The organism is Aeromonas sp. S5(2024) (assembly GCF_041403025.1).
Lineage (GTDB): Bacteria > Pseudomonadota > Gammaproteobacteria > Enterobacterales > Aeromonadaceae > Aeromonas > Aeromonas hydrophila.
Genome location: NZ_JBGLRI010000003.1, coordinates 173231 through 190341, shown reverse-complemented (window position 1 = coordinate 190341; position 17111 = coordinate 173231). Strand labels below are relative to the sequence as shown.

At 62.8% G+C, this 17111-nt stretch carries 17 protein-coding genes; 9 read left to right on the top strand and 8 right to left on the bottom strand.

Annotated elements, in window-relative coordinates:
- Position 1: 1 nt before the first annotated feature.
- Both ACB032_RS07460 and ACB032_RS07455 read right to left on the bottom strand, forming a co-directional pair.
- On the bottom strand, positions 2-1069 hold the full coding sequence (locus ACB032_RS07460; protein WP_039215776.1) for an AI-2E family transporter: 1068 nt from the start codon (positions 1067-1069) through the stop codon (positions 2-4).
- 15 nt (positions 1070-1084) lie between these two features.
- Positions 1085-1327: a sulfurtransferase TusA family protein gene (locus ACB032_RS07455; RefSeq protein WP_011705565.1), complete on the bottom strand. Its 243-nt coding sequence runs from the start codon at positions 1325-1327 to the stop codon at positions 1085-1087.
- Between the two features lie 128 nt (positions 1328-1455).
- On the opposite strand from ACB032_RS07455, the gene ACB032_RS07450 reads away from it, so the two are divergent.
- Positions 1456-2910: a M48 family metalloprotease gene (locus ACB032_RS07450; protein ID WP_348981351.1), complete on the top strand. Its 1455-nt coding sequence runs from the start codon at positions 1456-1458 to the stop codon at positions 2908-2910.
- A 119-nt stretch (positions 2911-3029) separates the two neighbouring features.
- Here the strand turns inward: ACB032_RS07450 and ACB032_RS07445 are convergent, their stop codons facing one another.
- A complete protein-coding gene (locus ACB032_RS07445) occupies positions 3030-3512 on the bottom strand; it encodes a TlpA family protein disulfide reductase (protein WP_371137657.1) in 483 nt (160 codons plus the stop codon).
- A gap of 60 nt (positions 3513-3572) precedes the next feature.
- On the opposite strand from ACB032_RS07445, the gene arsC reads away from it, so the two are divergent.
- The 3 genes from arsC to ACB032_RS07430 all read left to right on the top strand — a co-directional run bounded on the left by arsC (position 3573) and on the right by ACB032_RS07430 (position 5682).
- Positions 3573-3923, top strand: coding sequence for an arsenate reductase (glutaredoxin) (gene arsC, locus ACB032_RS07440; RefSeq protein ID WP_286040942.1), 351 nt, complete (start codon positions 3573-3575; stop codon positions 3921-3923).
- A complete protein-coding gene (locus tag ACB032_RS07435; protein ID WP_324014732.1) occupies positions 3920-4315 on the top strand; it encodes a DUF2069 domain-containing protein in 396 nt (131 codons plus the stop codon). Before arsC ends, ACB032_RS07435 begins: the two co-directional genes overlap by 4 nt.
- Before the next feature lie 296 nt (positions 4316-4611).
- Positions 4612-5682 (top strand): linear amide C-N hydrolase, encoded by a 1071-nt coding sequence (locus tag ACB032_RS07430; RefSeq protein WP_286040941.1) that lies wholly within the window; start codon positions 4612-4614, stop codon positions 5680-5682.
- A 36-nt stretch (positions 5683-5718) separates the two neighbouring features.
- Here ACB032_RS07430 and ACB032_RS07425 read toward each other — a convergent pair whose 3' ends face one another.
- Complete coding sequence (locus ACB032_RS07425) at positions 5719-6339, bottom strand: ACP phosphodiesterase (protein ID WP_371137656.1); 621 nt, start codon at positions 6337-6339, stop codon at positions 5719-5721.
- Between the two features lie 175 nt (positions 6340-6514).
- On the opposite strand from ACB032_RS07425, the gene iadA reads away from it, so the two are divergent.
- A complete protein-coding gene (gene iadA, locus ACB032_RS07420; protein WP_371137655.1) occupies positions 6515-7645 on the top strand; it encodes a beta-aspartyl-peptidase in 1131 nt (376 codons plus the stop codon).
- Between the two features lie 109 nt (positions 7646-7754).
- On the opposite strand, the gene ACB032_RS07415 is transcribed toward iadA, so the two are convergent.
- A complete protein-coding gene (locus ACB032_RS07415) occupies positions 7755-8657 on the bottom strand; it encodes a lysine exporter LysO family protein (protein ID WP_252376907.1) in 903 nt (300 codons plus the stop codon).
- Between the two features lie 533 nt (positions 8658-9190).
- Between ACB032_RS07415 and ACB032_RS07410 the strand changes: the two genes are divergently transcribed.
- The 4 genes from ACB032_RS07410 to ACB032_RS07395 all read left to right on the top strand — a co-directional run bounded on the left by ACB032_RS07410 (position 9191) and on the right by ACB032_RS07395 (position 12441).
- Positions 9191-9961: an ABC transporter ATP-binding protein gene (locus tag ACB032_RS07410; RefSeq protein ID WP_011705574.1), complete on the top strand. Its 771-nt coding sequence runs from the start codon at positions 9191-9193 to the stop codon at positions 9959-9961.
- Positions 9962-10026: 65 nt separating this feature from the next.
- Positions 10027-10800, top strand: coding sequence for an ABC transporter substrate-binding protein (locus ACB032_RS07405; protein WP_011705575.1), 774 nt, complete (start codon positions 10027-10029; stop codon positions 10798-10800).
- Between the two features lie 204 nt (positions 10801-11004).
- Positions 11005-11745 carry an ABC transporter permease gene (locus ACB032_RS07400; RefSeq protein WP_011705576.1) on the top strand — a complete coding sequence of 247 codons (741 nt, stop codon included), beginning with the start codon at positions 11005-11007 and terminating at the stop codon, positions 11743-11745.
- A gap of 3 nt (positions 11746-11748) precedes the next feature.
- Positions 11749-12441, top strand: coding sequence for an ABC transporter permease (locus ACB032_RS07395; protein WP_371137654.1), 693 nt, complete (start codon positions 11749-11751; stop codon positions 12439-12441).
- 51 nt (positions 12442-12492) lie between these two features.
- On the opposite strand, the gene ACB032_RS07390 is transcribed toward ACB032_RS07395, so the two are convergent.
- The 3 genes from ACB032_RS07390 to ACB032_RS07380 form a co-directional block, all read right to left on the bottom strand.
- Complete coding sequence (locus ACB032_RS07390; RefSeq protein ID WP_045790156.1) at positions 12493-13134, bottom strand: energy-coupling factor ABC transporter permease; 642 nt, start codon at positions 13132-13134, stop codon at positions 12493-12495.
- 86 nt (positions 13135-13220) lie between these two features.
- Positions 13221-14039, bottom strand: a complete 819-nt coding sequence (gene pflA, locus ACB032_RS07385; protein ID WP_011705579.1) for a pyruvate formate lyase 1-activating protein — start codon at positions 14037-14039, stop codon at positions 13221-13223.
- 65 nt (positions 14040-14104) lie between these two features.
- Positions 14105-17044 carry an EAL domain-containing protein gene (locus ACB032_RS07380; RefSeq protein WP_371137653.1) on the bottom strand — a complete coding sequence of 980 codons (2940 nt, stop codon included), beginning with the start codon at positions 17042-17044 and terminating at the stop codon, positions 14105-14107.
- Positions 17045-17111 lie beyond the last annotated feature (67 nt).

Genomic DNA, 17111 nt, shown 5'->3' with positions numbered 1-17111 from the left:
GTTATTTCGCCGCGGGCAGCTCTTCGCGCTTGGGCCAGGCGTTGAGCACCGCCTTGACCAGGGTGGCGAGGGGAATGGCGAAGAAGACCCCCCAGAATCCCCACAGGCCGCCAAACACCAGCACGGCGATGATGATGGCCACCGGATGGAGGTTGAGCGCCTCGGAGAAGAGGATGGGCTCCAGCACGTTGCCGGTGAGCACCTGAATCACGGTGTAGACCACCATCAGCCAGGTGAACTCCGGCGTCAGTCCCCACTGGAACAGGGCCACCATGGCCACCGGTACCGTCACCGCGGCGGCGCCAATATAGGGGATCAGCACCGAGAAGCCGACCGCCACCGCCAGCAGCACCGAGTAGCGCAGCCCCAGCATGGCGAAGGCCACATAGCTGATCACCCCGACGATCAGGATCTCGATGACCTTGCCACGGATGTAGTTGAGGATCTGCTCGTTCATCTCGACCCAGACCCGGTTGACCAGGGTGCGGTTGCGCGGCAGGAAGCGGCGCAGTCCGCCCATCAGGATCTGCTTGTCCTTGAGCATGAAGAACACCATCAGCGGCACCAGGATGGCGTAGATGAGGATGGCTACCACGTTGATGAGGGAGCTGAGGGAGGCGCTCACCAACTGCTCGCCCCCGGTCAGGATGCGCTGACGGATGTTGTCGATGATGGTTTCCACCAGGGTGACGTTGATGAGCTCGGGGTACTGCTCCGGCAGGGTGCGCACATAGTCCTGGGCATGGGAGAGCATGGCCGGCGACTCCTTGGCGAGGTTCAGTCCCTGGCTCGCCAGGGTCGGAATGAGCCCGAGAAATGCCATGGCGGTGAGGGCGATGAACAGCAGCAGGATGAGACTGGTGGCCAGGGTGCGCGAGAGCCCGGCCCGCTGCAGCCGGCTCACCGGCCACTCCAGCAGGTAGGCCATCACCAGCGCCACCAGCAGCGGCGCCAAGAGATCACCGAACAGCCAGAGCACGGCGAAACAGGCCACCAGCAGCAGGAACAGGGTGACGGCATCGGGATCGGAGAAACGGGTCTGATACCAGCGCTTGATGACTTCTAACATGGCGACATCCTTAGGTTACTGGGGCTTGCCGTGGTGCTGGGCCCCGACCACCAACTGCAAAGAGAGGGTATTGTCTGGCGCCTCCTGCAACGTGAAGGCATGACCCTGGCGTTGCAGATAGGCGGGAATATCCTGCCGGGAGCCGGCATCGGCCAGCCGGATGGACAGGGATTGACCGGCGTTGGCCTGACGCAGCCAGAGCTTGAGCCGGATCAGCGGCTCGGGGCAGCGCCAGGGGGTCAGGTCGAGGTATTCCATGGAGGCTCCATCGCGCGTGAGGCGGCTATTATGGCCGTGATGAGAGCGCGAAACAACGCTTGTAGCCCTTGATGGGCAAGGGTATTCTGCCGGTGTCCCGGTAGGGTCTGATTGGAGATAGAGATAACGTGGCACGCTTTTCCCCCCTGATGGCATCGCTCCCCCTGCTGGCTTCCCTGATGGGTGCCACTTTCCATGCCCAGGCCAACAACCAGCTTCCCGACATCGGCACCGCCGGGGTGGCCGCCCTGCCCATCGAGCAGGAGGTGCGCTATGGCAACGCCTTCATGCGCTTTGCCCGGGCCGGCTTGCCGATCATCGATGATCCCGTCTTGAGCCAGTACATCGACGATCTGGGCCAGCGGCTGCTCTCCAACGCCGACGGCGTGCGTTTCCCGTTCACCTTCTTCCTCATCAACGACCCCAGCATCAACGCGGCTGCCTTCCTCGGCGGGCGGGTCAAGGTGCACACCGGCCTGTTCCTCTATGCCGACAGCGAGAGCGAACTCGCCTCGGTACTGGCGCACGAAATCACCCACGTGACCCAGCGCCACATCGCCCGCTACATGGAGGCGCAGGCGAGCAGCTCCGCCATGACCCTGGCCGGGCTGGTGGGCTCCATCGCGTTGGCGGTGATCAACCCCACCGCGGGCATCGCCGCGCTGCAGACCACGCTCGGTCTCTCCATGCAGTCGGCCATCAACTACACCCGCGACAACGAATACGAAGCGGACCGGATCGGCATGAAGACTCTCTACGACGCCGGCTTCGATCCCATGGGCATGGCCAACTTCTTCCAGAAGCTGGCGGCCGAATATCGCTACGCCAGCAAGCCGCCTGAGATGCTGCTGACTCACCCGCTGCCGGAGACCCGGATCAGCGAGGCGCGCGCCCGGGCGGGCAGCTATGGCCGCCGGGATCTGCCGCCGAGCCTCGACTTCTGGCTGGCCAAGGTGCGCATTCAGGTGCGTTTTGGCACCGAGAGCCCGCAGGCCCTGCTCACATATTTTGACAACCGCCTGCAGAAGGGGGACTACCCGCTCAAGGATGCGGCCACCTACGGCAAGGCGCTGGCGCTGCTGCAGCTCAAGCGCACCGACGAGGCCGACGCCCTGATGCAGGAGCTGGCGACTCGCCACCCGGAAGATCTGTTCGTGGTGGATGCCCTCACCGATATCGATCTCGCCAAGGGGCGCAGCGCCCAGGCCATCGCCCGGCTCGAGAAGTTCCGCACCCGCATGCCGGACAACGAGGTGGTGGTGGTGAACCTCGGCAACGCCTATCTGGAAGGGGGCAACTACAAGAAGTCCATCGCCATTCTCGACCCCTATGCCCGCGAGCACGAAGAGAACAACCTGGCCTGGAGCCTGCTCTCCGATGCCTATCGCAAGGCGGGCAGGATGACCGATCTGCACATGGCACGGGCCGAGATGCTCTCCCTGCGCGGTGACTATCAGGCGGCCATCGACGAGCTGATTGTGGCGCGTGGTACCACCAACGACAAGTTGACCCTGGCCAGACTGGAGGCGCGCATCACCGAGCTGGAGCGGGCCAAGAAGGATCTCGACAGCCTCAAGGGTTGACGGGCCAGCGGTTCTCACACGCAACAAGGGCGCACCGAGGTGCGCCCTTGTTGTTTTATGATGGCGAAGAGAATGGTGGCAAAGCCAGCCAGCTGGCGCCGCCGCCAGCGGCGTTGGCGTCAGTGGTCAAGCGACTTGACTGATGCCCTGAGGGCTTCGAGCCGCGATGGGGTGAGCTCGCCCACCAGGGTCTGCTGGAGCTTGCCCTCGCCATCGAGCAGATAGCTGGTGGGCAGCCCGGCGGGGCGGGGGAAGGGAAGACTCGCCTCCTGCCGGGCGATGAGCAGCGGCACCTCGATGCGGTACAGCCCGGCCAGTTGGTCGAGCTCGGCCGGGGTGGCCGGGTCGTAGTTGACCATCACCACGGCAGTTTGCCCCTCCCGCGCCAGCGCCTCCAGCAGCGGTATCTCCCGCAGGCAGGGGGCACACCAGGGGGCGAAGTAGTTGACCAACAGCGGCTTGCCGGCAAAGTCGGCCAGGGCCACCGGCTGGTTCTGGCTGTCGGTGAACTGGGGGGCCGGGCTGCAGGCTGTCAGCAGGCCGGCCACAATCAGCCAACAAATTCGTTTCAATTCCTGCACTCTCGCGCTTACCCTGACCATCAGTTTCCCCTACAATAGCGCCGTTTCTTGTCCCATCTTGCGATTAATCAGGGAGTTATCATGAGCGAGACCCAAATCTACCACAATCCGCGCTGCTCCAAGAGCCGTGAAACCCTGGCCTTGCTGGAACAGCACGGGATCGCCCCGGATGTGGTGCTCTATCTGGAGCAGGCTCCGAGCGAGGAAGAGATCCGCACCCTGCTGAGCCAGCTGGGGTTCAGTGATCCGCGTCAGCTGATGCGCACCAAGGAAGATCTCTACAAGGAGCTGGGGCTTGGCGAGGTGAGCGGCGATGACCTCATTCGCGCCATGCACCAGTATCCCAAGCTCATCGAGCGGCCCATCGTGATCAAGAACGGTCAGGCCCGCATCGGCCGTCCGCCCGAGCAGGTGCTGGAGATCCTCAAGTGAGTACCAGCTTCGCCCGCCTGCTGACCCTGGTCGGCTTCTTCGGCCTGCTGGGCTGGGTCATTCTGTGGCATCTGTGGCTCTCGCCCCACCCGGATCTCAACCCCTGGTTGCTGCCGGTGATCTGGACGGTGCCGCTGCTGTTCCCGCTCAAGGGGATCGTGCAGGGCAACCCCTACACTCACGCCTGGGGCAACTTCGTGCTGATGCCCTACTTCCTGCATGCCCTGACCCTGATCACCACGGACGAGGGGGAGCGGTGGCTGGCGGTGGTGGAGCTGGTGTTCACCGTGCTCGCCTTTATCGGCACCATCTATTACGCCCGCCTGCGCGGCCGCGAGCTGGGCCTGAGCATTCGCAAGAAGAAGGGTGAACCTTCGGCGCAAGACCACTGAGGCCAGTGTCAGCGCGCCTGCTCTGTGCAAACCGGACCTGGAGTCCGGTTTTTTTATGGATGAGCAGCCCAGGCATGATACGACCAGAATCGACGCAACAGCGGGTGGGCCAAGGGCTTGCTGGCAGCGTAGATGCCAGGTGTATCTCGCTGATCTTGCAGCAACTATGTCGACCTGATCACATCTTGGCCGCCGCGAGGTGGGAGGGGGGGCGGGCGGCTGATTATCCTCATTAAGCTCCCATACAGCGGCAGCCGTTAGCCTGTCCTTTTCACCAGCCTTGAGTGATGCATCCTATGAAACGCCAATCCCGCCCCCTGTTCCAGAAAACTCTGTTGGCCTTGACCATGGCCCTGTCGGTCAGCTCGCTGGCCGATGCCTGCACCCGCGCCGTTTATCAGGGCGACGGCGGTCTGGTGGTGACCGGCCGCACCATGGACTGGCGCGCCGCCATGCCGACCAACCTCTGGGCCTTGCCGCGCGGCATCGAACGGAGCGGGGCAGCCGGTCCGCACTCCATGACGTGGAACGCGCGCTATGGCTCCCTGGTTGCCGCGGGGTTTGACGCGGGTACCGCCGATGGCATGAACGAAAAGGGGCTGGTGGCCAACCTGCTCTATCTGACCGAGTCCGAGTATGTGACTCCGAGCGACAAGGATCCGCGCAAGACGCTCTCCATCTCCCTCTGGGCCCAGTATGTGCTGGACAATTTTGCCACCGTCAGCGAGGCGGTCACCGCCCTGTCGAAGGACGAGTTCTATGTGGTGACCACCCTGACGCCGGATGGCAAGCCGGGCCAGCTGCACCTCTCCATCTCGGATGCCAGCGGAGACTCGGCCATTTTCCAGTACGTGGATGGCAAGTTGCAGATCCACCACGACCGCAGCTATCAGGTGATGACCAACTCCCCCGTGTTCGACAAGCAGCTGGCACTCAACGAGTACTGGGAGGAGATAGGCGGGCTCACCATGCTGCCGGGCACCAACCGGTCGGCGGATCGTTTCGCCCGGGCCTCTTTTTATATCAAGACCCTGCCCAAGACGGATCAGGCCAATGAGGCCGTGGCCGGTGTGATGAGCGTGATGCGCAACGTCTCGGTGCCCATGGGGATCAGTACACCGGATCAACCCAACATCTCCACCACCCTGTGGCGCAGCGTGTCGGATCAACAGCATCGCCGCTACTTCTTCGAGCTGACCCATCTGCCCAACACCTTCTGGGTGAGCATGGACCAGCTGGACTTGAGTGCGGGCGCCCCGGTCAAGAAACTCCCGCTGACCGAGCGTCAGCTCTATGCGGGGGAAACGGCGGACAAGTTTGTGCCGGCCAAGGCGTTCACCTTCCTGCCGGCCACGCCAGGGGCCTGATTAAATGTTGGTAGAAGGCCCCTCACGGGGCCTTTTTTATGGCCGCAAGCCGGCGTGGCCGCCGGTCTCGCGATAGTGGGCCAGCTGCTGCACGCTGTGGCTCATCAGCTGGGGGTAGAAGCGCAGAAAGCCCGCCTCGCACCCTTGCCATTGCACTTGCTTGAGGGTGAGCAGCGCATCGCCGAGCGGCAGGGGACGGCGCAGCCGGCGGCCGATGCCGTTGAGGGCCTGAGCCAGCCCCTCTCTGTGCTGATAGGCGGCGATCCAGTTTTGCTCCGCCATCCGTCTGAGAGGCAGCGGCAACCCATCCGGCAGGCTGTCTGCATCCACCAGTAGGTGCCGGTAACTCTGCTGCAGGAAACGGGGCAGGGCCTCGTCATGAAACTGCGGCCAGTGCAGGCTGAGCCAGTGGTCGTAGAGCATGTCCACCAGGATACCGCCAAAGCGGCGCCAGGGGGCCTCGAAGCAGGCCACCGCCGCCCTGTGTTCGGGGTGACTGTCGGTGAAGGCATCTATCTTGCGGTGCAGCCAGATCCCCTCGTCGAGTTCGGTGCCGAGCGCGCTCGGCAGGGCGCCCTTGACGAAATCCCCCAGCAGGTTGCCGGTGAGGGAACTGTGGGTATGGGCTGCCAGATGCAGGTGAGCGAGATAGTTCATGAAGGGTGACGTCAGCCAGTGGGATTGTCGCTGAGCCTAGCGGATCCGGCGGCTATTGCCTACGGGAACGGGCGCTTGGCCGTGCGGAAGTGCTTCCCACCATGACCGCCGGCTGGGTAGAGTGCAGCATGGCTGGCGCTTTGTGGCGCCCATCATCATCACGAGGAGCATGCACATGTTGACCCTGATCGAGGGCGCCGAACTCTATGGCCCGACTGCGCTGGGCCGCCAGGATCTGCTGGTGGCCGATGGCCGCATCGCCTGGCTCGGCCGGGGCTTGTCAGTCCCCGCCGACTGGCCGCTGACGCGGGTGGACGGCCGCGGCCGCTATCTGGTGCCCGGGCTGGTGGATCCGCTGGCCCACATCACCGGCGGTGGCGGCGAGGGGGGCTTTGGTTTTCGCACGCCGGAGCTGGCGGCAAGGGAGGCGCTGAGCGCAGGGGTTACTACCCTGGTGGCGGCGCTCGGTACCGACAGCCTGACCCGCAGCCCGGCTCAGGTGCTCGGCAAGGTGCGCGAGTTTCGCGCCGCCGGGGTGAGCGCCTTCATGTATACCGGCTCCTACCATCTGCCGGTCAAGACCCTCACCGGCACGGTGGAGTCCGACATCATGCTCATTCCCGAGGTACTGGGAGTGGGAGAGGTGGCCATCAGTGATCACAGATCCAGTGCGCCGACCCACGACGAGCTGGCCCGTCTGGTGAGCGAGGCACGGGTGGCCGGGCTGCTCGCCGGCAAGAGCGGGGTCAGCTTCTTTCATCTGGGGGACGGGCGCGGGGCGCTGGCGCCGCTGCGGGCTTTGCGCGATGGCACCGACATCCCGCTGCGCCAGCTCTATCCCACTCACTGCAACCGCAATCCCTGGCTGTTTGCCGAGGCCATCGAGTGGGGTCGGGCCGGCGGCTGGGTCGACCTCACCACCTCGAGCTTTCCGGACTTGCTGGACGATGGCGAGCGGCTGGCGGCCGACGCCCTGGTGGAGCTGCTGGCGGCCGGGGTGCCCGCCGATCGTATCAGCTTCAGCTCGGACGCCAACGCCAGCCTGCCGCGCTTCGATGGCGAGGGGCGTCTCATCGAGCTGCGCTGCGGCCAGATCGGCAGTCTGTGGCAGGCGCTGGTGGAGGCTTGCGGCAAGGGGGTCGCGCTGGAGGTGGCGCTGGCGGTGGTGACGGCCAATCCGGCCAGGGCGCTGGGCCTGGCGACCAAGGGTACGCTGGCAGTGGGGCAGGATGCGGATCTGCTGCTGATCGAGCCCGATACGCTTACCATCGAGCGGGTGATGAGCGGCGGCCGCTGGCGCACCTGAAGGCCGTTAGTTGAAGGCGGGGCTGTCACGCTCGCTCCCCTCTTTTAAACGGCAAGCCCGGCAGCAGTGCCGGGCTTGTCGTTGTTGGCGGTGGGTGGCTCAGGGGCAATCAGATGGCCAGGAAGCCCAGGATCAGGATGGGGCCGAGCAGGCTCAGGATAAAGCCGGAAACGATGGCCACCGGCACCACCTGGATGCCGCCGGATTTCTGGATGACCGGCAGGGTGAAGTCCAGCGCCGTGGCGCCGCCATAGCCGATGGCGGCGGAGGGGTGGCGGCGCATCAGCATCGGAATGATCAGGATGGCGATGAGCTCGCGCCCCAGATCGTTGATGAAGGCGGCGGAGCCCAGTACCGGCCCCAGCTTGTCGGCCACCAGGATGCCGGAGAGCGAATACCAACCGAAGCTGGAGCTCAGAGCCAGGCCGTGGGTCAGCGGCATGCCGAGCAGTTGGGCGGCCAGCAGGCTGCCCAGCCAGCTGCTGAGGATGACGGTGACGGCGATCTTCATGCCCCAGGGGTTGAGCAGGATCTGGCGCAGCCGCATGCCGGAGTTGCGCATCTGTACCCCGATGAGAAACAGCAGCAGCATCAGCGCCCACTCGCTCCACTTGTCGATGGGCAGGGCGCGCAGGTCGACCAGCAGCCCCAGCAAGACGCCGCCCAGCACCACGAAACAGAGCTGCAGCGACTCCCACAGTAGGTGCAGCTTGCTCGGCATCTGGCCGTCGCTGGCCTCGTGGGTGGGAGGTGAGCGTCTGTCCAGCCACCAGAGGGCCAGCATGTTGCACAGGGTAATGGCGGCGAGCATCACCCCGGCCACCTTGAAGATCACCGCCAGATTGCTGCCCAGGTTCTCCACGTAGGCGAGCCCCAGCCCCATCAGGAACAAAATGAGATAGACCATCTTGCCCAGCGATTGATTGACCAGCTTGATCAAACGGGCAGAGGAGAGGGGTACCAGATAGCCGATTACCAGCGGCAGCAGGATCAGCAACACATTGAGCAACATCGGGGCCTCGATCACAAAAACTGACAAAAATGACACCTTATCATCACTTATTGGGCCTGTGTCACATATTTGTGTGTTTGCCTGCTCCATCCGGAGCTTTTTTATCAATATGTTATGTTTTTGGTGCGAAATGAGGCCCGCTGTTGGGGCGCTGGCCCATTCTGGTGCAGCCAGAACGGGGTCTGACAGGCCCATTTTTCAACAGGATGCGTGTACTGCATGGTTGAATAAAGTCAATCTGGGTGGCTTGCGGCCAAAACGTAGGAATCTTCTTGCCAGCCTTGCGCTGGGGGTATAAAAAGGCGGTGTCGTCAGGCAGGGTGGATTAGCGTTTTATGCAGACAAAGTGCTGAAAAATACCTGTTTGGCCAATAAAAATACAGACAAAACACCAAAGACCTCGGTTCTGTATTGTTTTTTAACTATCCGAGTGATATTTTCGCTGAAGGTTGCCATCGGTTAACTTTTTGTTAAATAAACGATGGTGTGAGTCACGCCCCAGCGGCGTCTAGGGACAGACAAGGTTGTAATGGATGAGCGACGTTGCCGCACTGGAAGTTCGTGATCTGCACAAGTATTTCGGCACCCACGAAGTGCTCAAGGGCATCGATATGACCGCCCACAAGGGGGATGTCATCTCCCTTATCGGCTCCTCCGGTTCGGGGAAGTCGACCTTTCTTCGCTGTATCAATCTGCTGGAAACACCCTCTTCCGGCACGGTTTCCCTCCATGGCGAACTTATTCGCATGAAAACCAACCGGGCCGGTGAACGGTTGCCGGAGGACGTGCGCCAGGTGGAGCGCATTCGTAGCCGCTTGGCCATGGTGTTTCAAAGCTTCAATCTCTGGTCCCACATGACCATCATGCAGAACATCATCGAGGTGCCGATCCAGGTGCTCAAGGTGCCCCGCGCCGAGGCGATGGCCAAGGCGGAACACCTGCTCAACCGGGTGGGTCTGTGGGAGCGGCGCGACTACTACCCAGGCCACCTCTCCGGCGGCCAGCAGCAGCGGGCGGCCATTGCCCGGGCGCTGGCGGTGGAGCCCGAGGTGATGCTGTTTGACGAACCCACCTCGGCGCTCGATCCCGAGCTGGTGGGGGAAGTGCTCGGCCTGATGCGCGAGCTGGCCGAAGAGGGGCGCACCATGCTGGTGGTGACCCATGAGATGTCGTTTGCCCGCGATGTGTCGAACAAGGTAATGTTTTTGCATCAGGGCCGTGTGGAGGAGGAGGGCAATCCCAAGGAGATCTTCGCCCATCCCAAGTCCGAACGGTTCAAGCAATTCATCTCCTCCATCTATTGATGGCCGGGGCTGATCCCCAATAATCTGCAATTGCAACAGTCGATGACTTTATCAAGGAGAGATACATGAACAAGCTGATGCTGGCGACCGCCATAGTCACTGCCCTGTCTTCCGGCAGCCTGATGGCCAAGGAGTGGAAAGAGGTGCGGATCGGGGTGGAAGGTGCCTATCCCCCCTTCTCCTGGACCGAGCCGAGCGGCGAGGTGAAAGGTTTCGACATCGACATCGCCAACGCCCTGTGCGAGGAGATGAAGGTGAAGTGCACCCTGATCAAACAGGACTGGGACGGCATCATTCCGGCGCTGCTGTCGCGCAAATATGACGCCATCATCGCCACCATGGACATCACCGAAGAGCGCAAGAAGAAGGTGGACTTCACCCAGAAGTACCAGCACATTCCGGCTCGCTTCGCCGCCAAGAAGGGCACCGAGATCAAGCTCGACAAGGAGTTCATGAGTGGCAAGACAGTGGCCGTACAGCGCGCCACCTCCATGGACACCTACATCACCGACAACTTCCCCAACGCTACCATCAAGCGTTATGGCACCGCAGATGAGGCCTATCTCGATCTGAAATCCGGCCGGGTTGACTACGTGATGGCCGATTCCGCCGCCATCAGCGACGGCCTGCTCAAGAAAGAGGGTGGCGATGCGTTCGAGTTCATCGGCCCGAAACTGACCGATCCCAAGTGGTTTGGCGAGGGGGCCGGCATCGCGGTGCGCAAGGCCGACAAGGATCTGAAGGAGAAATTCAACGCCGCCATCCTGGCGCTGCGTGCCAACGGCAAGTACAAGGCGATCAACGACAAGTACTTCGACTTCGACGTGTACGGCGAGTAATCCCGAAGGCGCGCTACCCCGGTAGCCGCCGGCGCAATTGCGGCGAATCATCACGACAGGTTGACCCTAGTCTGTAGTCATCGGGCCCGTTGTCTCTCGCAAGGGAGCGATGGGCCCGCTTAGTTGCAATGGAGCTGCATGTGTTTGGTTTGAAAGGATATTGGGACGGAAGATTCCGCTCAATGAGTTGCAATGGAGCCGCATATGTTTGATTTGAAAGGATACGAAACCTCCCTGCTGGAGGGGGCCTGGGTCACCCTGGAAGTGGCGCTGGCCTCCCTGCTGCTGGCGCTGGTGCTCGGCATGCTGGGGGCGCTGGCCAAGCTCTCCCCCTACAAATGGGCCCGCGGTTTTGCCACCGCCTACACCACCGTCATTCGCGGCATCCCCGATCTGGTGCTGATGATGCTGCTGTTCTTCGGCGGCCAGGTGCTCATCAACAACCTCTGTACCTGGGTCAATGAGAGCTACAACAACTACCTGCTGGCGAGCAATCCCAACCAGGAGTGGGTCTCCCTGCTACCCGATTACATCGACATCAGCCCGTTTGCGGCCGGGGTGGCCACCATCGGCTTCATCTTCGGCGCCTACATGACCGAGACCTTCCGCGGCGCCATCCTGGCGGTGGACAAGGGCGAGCTGGAAGCGGCCCGCGCCTTCGGCATGCGGGCAACCCAGGTGTTTGTGCGGATCCTGTTTCCCCAGATGATGCGTCACGCCCTGCCGGGGTTTGGCAACAACTGGCTGGTACTGCTGAAAACCACGGCGCTGGTCTCCATCATCGGGCTCGATGACATGGTGCGCAAAGCGTCCCTGGCGGCGGGCTCGACCCAGCTGCCCTTCACCTTCTACATGGCGGTGGCCCTGATCTTCCTGATCTTCACTGCGGTCTCCACCTCGGCACTGAAATGGGCCGAGCGTCACTATGCGATAAAGACGAGGTAAGCCATGGATTTCTCAATCATTCTCACCGAATGGCCCACCTACTGGCAGGGCCTCTACACCACGGTACTGCTGGTGGCGGCTTCCCTGATCCTCGGGCTGATGCTGGCGGTGCCGCTCGGCATCCTGCGCAACAGCCGCAACTGGCTGATCAAGGGACCGATCTGGGCTTATATCTACTTCTTTCGCGGCACCCCGCTGCTGGTGCAGCTGTTCATCATCTACTACGGCGCCGCCCAGTGGGAGTGGCTGAAAAACAGTGTTGCCTGGGATCTGTTTGCCGAAGCCTGGTTCTGCGCCCTGCTGGCGTTTACCTTGAACACCGGGGCCTACACCGCCGAGATCGTGCGCGGCGCCGTGCTCAACATGCCCAAGGGGCAGATTGAAGCGGCCAACGCCTTCGGCATGACCCGCTGGCAGACCCTGACCCGGATCATTTTGCCTAACTCGTTTCGTCGGGCACTGCCGGCCTACAGCAACGAGGTGATCTTCATGCTGCAGGGCTCGGCGGTGGCGGGCATCATCACCATCGTCGATCTGACCGGCGCCGCGCGGATCATCAACTCCCGCTACTACAGCCCGTTCGAAGCGTTCCTGACCGCCGGCCTGCTCTACATGCTGCTGATCTTCGTCATCGTCTGGCTGTTCAAGAAGTGGGAAGCTCGCTGGCACGCTCACCTGCGCCCTCGCACCGTGTAAACGCCATAAAAAAAGCCCGCATTTGCGGGCTTTTTTGTCGCTGCGTGTTGCTCAGCGGCCTAGGTATTCCCGGTCGAAGAAGGTGTTGACCCAGTGGGGGCGGTAGATGGCGAGCAGGGTCATGGTCATGCCGTTGAGCAGCGCTTCGGGGAAGAGCAGCAGCGGCCAGATGGAAAGGTAGTCGGCGCTGATGGTGTACCAGGGATAGGTGTCGCTAAGGCCCATCAGGAGGGCGCTGGCCACCACCTTGACCGAGATGGATAGGGCGCCGCCAAGAAAGGCCACCACGAACAGGTAGACGAACAAATGGCGCGGCAGCCAGGCCCAGCTGGCCAGAAACAGCAGCCAGGTGGTGGCAACCGGCAGGGCCACGCCGATGAGGGCCTGCCAGCCGATCTCGGCCAGCGGGATGACGCCAAAATAGCTGAGCACCAGCAGGGTGAGGCAGGGGGCGAGCAGGGCGAGACGCCAGCCCAGCAGCAGGGTGAGGCTGGTGAGGCCGAGAAAGTGCACGTCCAGTCCCTCGTGCAGGCCGGCCCGTAGGGTCCAGAGCGGCACCAGCACGATGGCACCGCCGAGGCAGAGATGCTGATAGAGCGGATTCTGGTAGAGGGTGCGCAGCAAGGTGCCGCGCAGGCTGAATATGAGCAGCAGTACCCAGAGCAGCAGGGCGGCGGCTTGTCCTTCACTCATGGCAGATCCTTGTCCGGTGACGGCATGCAGATGGGCGAAGCCCGATGTGAAAGGGGCCGGCGTTTTCCCGGCCAGCCCCTGAGCTATCAGTATTTGACGTTGTTGTGGTACTTGGCGAGGATGCCCTGGACGCGGTCCATGGTCTCCTTGCTGGGCGGCTTGATCCCGTTGAGATCATAGGTGTCGCCCAGCACGTCCCACTTGTGCTTGCCGAGCTCGTGGTAGGGCAGCAGCTCCACCTTCTCGACGCACTCTCCCAGTTCGGCGATGAACTGGCCGAGCCCTTCGGCACTCTCGTCGTCGTCTGACCAGGTCGGTACCACCACGTAGCGGATCCACATGGTCTTGCCCTTGGCGGCCAGATAGCGGGCAAATTCCAGGGTGTACTTGTTGCTGACGTGGGTCAGCGGAATGTGCTTGTCGTCGTTGATTTGCTTGATGTCGAGCAGCACCAGATCGGTATTGTCGAGCACCTTGTCGAGCTGCTCGTCGTAGTGGCGCACGAAGCCGTTGGTGTCGAGGCAGGTGTGGATGCCCTTCTCCTTGCAGGCGGCGAACAGTTCGGCGATGAAATTTTGCTGCAGCATGGCTTCGCCACCGGAGGCAGTGACGCCGCCACCCGAGGCATTCATGAAGTGACGATAGCTGGTGATGTCGCTCATCAACTCCGGCACTGTCACCTCGCGGCCGCCCTGGGTGTCCCAGGTGTCGCGGTTGTGGCAGTACTTGCAGCGCATCAGGCAGCCCTGCATGAACACGATGAAGCGTATTCCGGGGCCATCGACGGTGCCGCAGGTTTCAACGGAATGGATCCGGCCAATGACCCCGGATGCATCGGCGGTCACACTGGTTTCAGCGGCGGTGGCGCTGACTTCGACAGCGGGGATCCGATTAATGACAGACATAGACGACTCCAATGATTCGAGCAGGCCGTTATTTTATTACATAAAGCCCTATAAATCCTACATGTTTAGCCCGGTACCGGGGCACCCAGCAGGCTCTCGAGGGCTTTGGCGGTGAGCGGCCGGCTGGTCAGGAAGCCTTGATAATGCTGGCATCCGAGGGATTTGAGGATGGCGAGCTGCTCTTCATCCTCCACCCCTTCGGCGGTGACGGTAAAACGAAAAACCTTGGCCAGTTCCAGGATCGCCTTGACGATGGCCTTGTCCTGTTCGCTGTGCACCAGGGTCTGAATGAAGCTTCTGTCGAGCTTCACCTCGTCCGCCGGCAGGTCGCGCAGGTAGGCGAGCGACGAGTAGCCGGTGCCGAAATCATCGATGGAGAGCAGAATGCCGAGCTCCTTGAGCTGGCGCATTCTGGCGATGCTCTCCAGCCGGTTTTCCAGCACCACGGATTCGGTCACCTCCAGCAGCAGGCGGGAGGGGGGCACCCCGGTATCGCGCAGTATGTATTCCACCTGCTGCACGAAGCCGACGGTGTGGAACTGGCGGGCGCTGACGTTGACCGACAGGTGGGGAATGGCCAGCCCGCGGTTGAGCCAGAAGCTGTACTGGGCGCAGGCGGTCTTCATCACCCAGTAGCCGATGTCCTGGATGAGGCTGGTCTCCTCGGCAATGGGAATGAACTCCGCCGGTGGCACCATGCTGCCGTCGCTGCGCTGCCAGCGCAGCAGTGCCTCGATGCCGGACAGCGCACCGTTGTCGACTCGGTATTGCGGCTGATAGTGCAGCTGCAGCTCGTGGTGGCGCAGGGCGTCGCGCAGCTGGTTGTTGAGCGCCAGCTTGCTCTTCTCTTTTTCGGCCATCGCCTCGCTGAAGAACACATAGTTGCCCTGGCCGGATCGCTTGGCCATGTGGGTGGCGGTGTCGGCCTGCTGCATCAGCACCAGGTGATCCTTGTCCTCGCTGGAGAAGAGGCTGATCCCCACCGAGGCGCTGCAGTGCAGCTTGTGATCCTCGATGTCGAACGGAATGCGAAACAGCCCCATCAGCTCGCGGGCGAAGTGCTCGGCGAGGATCTTGGCGGTGACATAGCCCTGGCCCAGGGCGGTGAACAGCAGGGCGAATTCGTCCCCCGAGATGCGGGCCAGCACCAGGTTGTCCTGCGGCAGCCCCTTGAGCCGCTCCACCACCGCCTGCAGCAGCAGATCGCCGCAGGCATGGCCGAGGGAGTCGTTGATTGACTTGAAGTTGTCCAGATCCACCAGCAGCAGGGCGCCCCACTGGCCGCTGGCCTCCTGCAGAGTACGCTGCATGATGTCGTTGAGGCTGCGGCGGTTGTAGAGGCCGCACAGATCGTCGTAATAGGCGAGCTGCTCGATGTGGCGTGCCGCCTCCTTCTCCTTGCTGATATCGTAGAAGCTGCAGACGTAGTGGCTGATCTCGCCGTGCTCGTCCTGCACCCCGCTCACCATCAAGCGCACCGGGAACAGGTGGCCATCCTTGTGCAGGCAGCGCTCTTCCCCCATCCAGAACTCCTGGGCCGCCACCGCCTGGCGCACATCCTGCTTCAGGTGATCGCCATAGTAGGTGGGCCTGAGCCGGACGATATGCTGGCCGATCATCTCATCGTCGGCAAAGCCGGTGATGCGGGTAAAGGAGTTGTTGACCTTGAGGATGATCCCCTTGTGATCCATCACCAGCAGGCCGTCGTGGGTGTTGAAGGCCACCTCGGCCAGCCGCAAGGCTTCGTCGGCGGCCAGCCGCTGCAGTTCGACGGCGGCCCGTTCGTGCTGGCTGCTGAGAGCGTCGAGCAGCGGCATGGGGTCGGCCAGCGGCGTGCCGAGCAGCAGGGTGAGCTGGCCGATGGGGGCACCGTGCTGGCCGTGCAGCGGAATGCCGACATAGACGGGGGCATTGAGTGCCAGCAGCTGGCTGGCCTGGGGATAGCGCAGGGGCAGGTCTTCCACATAGACCGCCTGGCCGTGCTGGAACAGCTCCTGGCCGGGACCCGGGTCCATCTGGATGGGTTTGAGCACCGAGAAGGTCTCCCCCTCCAGCACGCAGCGCGGGATCATCCACAGCTCCTGGCCGCGCGGCTGGTACTCGCCGATCCAGCCGATGCGGGCGCCACTGACGCTCATGCCCCAGCGCACCAGCGCGCGGCAATAGGCGATGCCGGTCAGCAGGGTGAGCTCGGCCGGCAGGGCCAGCACTGGGTTGTGCACAGGTTCAGGGAGCGGTTGCCAGTGGCCGAGCAGCTGGGCGCTGTGACGCACCAGCTGCAGCATCTCCTCGCTGAGCGGGGTGGCGTTGAGGTACTCGAGGCTCAGCACGCCGATGAGTTTTTCCTGCTCCAGCAACGCGCCGTCCAGGCGCGAGCTTACCCCCGCATTGGCCAGATAGTAGTGCTGGCTCAGCATGGGCTGGTGCGCCGCCTCCGAAAAGCTCAGGGACTTGCGGGTGCGCAGGGCGCGGATGTAGCGGCTGTCGCCGCGAATGGCGGTCACTTCGTCGGCTCCCAGGGTGAAGACCGGGGTCAGCTGTTCGCTGCCGAGGGGACCGTTGGCCTGATAGTGCCAGAGGATGAGGCGATCGGCCCCCAGGCTCTCCTTGAGGGTCTCCAGCATGGCGGCAAACTGCTGCTGGCTCGCCATCTGGCTTAGGCGCGGCAGATGCAGCGCCAGATCGGCCACCGGCTCCTGGCGCAGGGTCTGCAGGCAGATGAGCCAGAAGGCATCCTGCTCGTGGGAGAGGGCGACGTGCCACTGCTGGCCGGCAAAGCGCAGCACCAGCTTGCCGCCCTGGCCGCTGGTGAGCGCCTGTTCGATGGGCAGGCGCAGCGCATCCGGCAACTGGGCCGGCCAGGGGCCTCTGGGCTCATCGAGCCAGTAGAGCGGGGTTTGCATCACATCGGTCAGGGCGACCAGCCGCTGGCTGCGCACGTCCAGACGAAAGAACAGCGGTGTCTGGCTGGCAGAAGAAAGGTGACTGAGCGCGGTTGACGACATGAACTGATAACATCCTGTTGAACGACTGTCGGGTGGCAAGAATACTGCAAAATCGGTACAAACAAAA

Coding starts and splice junctions, on each gene's coding strand:
- ACB032_RS07460 (WP_039215776.1), bottom strand. CDS start 1,069: ATGTTAGAAGTCATCAAGCGCTGGTATCAGACCCGTTTCTCCGATCCC.
- ACB032_RS07455 (WP_011705565.1), bottom strand. CDS start 1,327: ATGGAATACCTCGACCTGACCCCCTGGCGCTGCCCCGAGCCGCTGATC.
- ACB032_RS07445 (WP_371137657.1), bottom strand. CDS start 3,512: ATGGTCAGGGTAAGCGCGAGAGTGCAGGAATTGAAACGAATTTGTTGG.
- arsC (WP_286040942.1), top strand. CDS start 3,573: ATGAGCGAGACCCAAATCTACCACAATCCGCGCTGCTCCAAGAGCCGT.
- ACB032_RS07430 (WP_286040941.1), top strand. CDS start 4,612: ATGAAACGCCAATCCCGCCCCCTGTTCCAGAAAACTCTGTTGGCCTTG.
- ACB032_RS07425 (WP_371137656.1), bottom strand. CDS start 6,339: ATGAACTATCTCGCTCACCTGCATCTGGCAGCCCATACCCACAGTTCC.
- iadA (WP_371137655.1), top strand. CDS start 6,515: ATGTTGACCCTGATCGAGGGCGCCGAACTCTATGGCCCGACTGCGCTG.
- ACB032_RS07415 (WP_252376907.1), bottom strand. CDS start 8,657: ATGTTGCTCAATGTGTTGCTGATCCTGCTGCCGCTGGTAATCGGCTAT.
- ACB032_RS07410 (WP_011705574.1), top strand. CDS start 9,191: ATGAGCGACGTTGCCGCACTGGAAGTTCGTGATCTGCACAAGTATTTC.
- ACB032_RS07405 (WP_011705575.1), top strand. CDS start 10,027: ATGAACAAGCTGATGCTGGCGACCGCCATAGTCACTGCCCTGTCTTCC.
- ACB032_RS07400 (WP_011705576.1), top strand. CDS start 11,005: ATGTTTGATTTGAAAGGATACGAAACCTCCCTGCTGGAGGGGGCCTGG.
- ACB032_RS07395 (WP_371137654.1), top strand. CDS start 11,749: ATGGATTTCTCAATCATTCTCACCGAATGGCCCACCTACTGGCAGGGC.
- ACB032_RS07390 (WP_045790156.1), bottom strand. CDS start 13,134: ATGAGTGAAGGACAAGCCGCCGCCCTGCTGCTCTGGGTACTGCTGCTC.
- pflA (WP_011705579.1), bottom strand. CDS start 14,039: ATGTCTGTCATTAATCGGATCCCCGCTGTCGAAGTCAGCGCCACCGCC.
- ACB032_RS07380 (WP_371137653.1), bottom strand. CDS start 17,044: ATGTCGTCAACCGCGCTCAGTCACCTTTCTTCTGCCAGCCAGACACCG.